Below are 1,046 nucleotides of genomic sequence, written 5' to 3'. Positions count from 1 at the left end.
ACGAGGACACCCCGGCCCGCCGGACCCGCGAACCGCCCGCAGGCCACGGCACCTCGTCCGTCAGCAGCTCCACCGCGCCCGCCGACCAGTCCACGTGCGACGTGGGTTCGTCCACGTGCAGCGTCCTCGGCAGCACCCCGTGCCGGAGCGCCATCACCATCTTGATCACGCCCGCCACACCCGCCGCCGCCTGGGTGTGCCCGATGTTCGACTTCACCGACCCCAACCACAACGGCGCACCCGCCCGCTCACGCCCGTACGTCGCCAGCAGCGCCTGCGCCTCGATCGGATCCCCCAGCGCCGTCCCCGTCCCGTGCGCCTCCACCACGTCCACGTCCGACGCCGACAGCCCCCCGCTCGCCAGCGCCGCCCGGATCACCCGCTCCTGCGACGGACCGTTCGGCGCCGTCAACCCATTGGACGCGCCGTCCTGATTGACCGCCGCCCCCCGCACCACCGCCAGCACCCGGCGCCCGTGCCGCACCGCGTCCGACAGCCGCTCCACCAGGAGCAGACCGACTCCCTCGCCCGCGCCCATGCCGTCGGCCGCCGCCGCGAAGGCCTTGCTCCGCCCGTCCACGGACAGTCCGCGCTGCCGCGAGAACTCGACGAAGAAGTCCGGGGTGGACATCGCCGTGACGCCGCCCGCGAGCGCGAGGTCGCACTCGCCGCTGCGCAGTGCGCCGACCGCCAGGTGCAGGGCGACCAGCGAGGACGAGCACGCCGTGTCCACGGTCAGCGCCGGGCCCTCCAGCCCGAAGGTGTAGGCGACGCGGCCCGAGGCGACGCTCGTGGCGTTGCCGGTGAGCACGTGCCCCTCGACGCCGGCCGGCATGCCGCCGGTCGCGTAGTCGTGCCCGGCCATTCCGGCGAAGACGCCGGTCCGGCTGCCGCGCAGCGACCTCGGGTCGATGCCGGCCCGTTCGAAGGTCTCCCAGGCGGTTTCGAGCAGCAGGCGCTGCTGCGGGTCCATGGCCAGCGCCTCGCGCGGGGAGATCCCGAAGAACTCGGCGTCGAACTCGGCGACGCCGGACAGGAATCCGCCG

General features: G+C 74.6%; 1 protein-coding gene. It reads right to left on the bottom strand.

Annotation, left to right across the window (positions count from 1 at the left end; translation table 11 throughout):
• Nucleotides 1–1,046: beta-ketoacyl synthase N-terminal-like domain-containing protein (locus tag VM95_RS37635; protein WP_045705981.1), on the bottom strand; the 1,046-nt coding region annotated here is incomplete at both ends.

Source organism: Streptomyces rubellomurinus (genome assembly GCF_000961885.1).
Taxonomy (GTDB): domain Bacteria; phylum Actinomycetota; class Actinomycetes; order Streptomycetales; family Streptomycetaceae; genus Kitasatospora; species Kitasatospora rubellomurina.
This window is presented reverse-complemented; position numbering and strand designations above follow the sequence as displayed.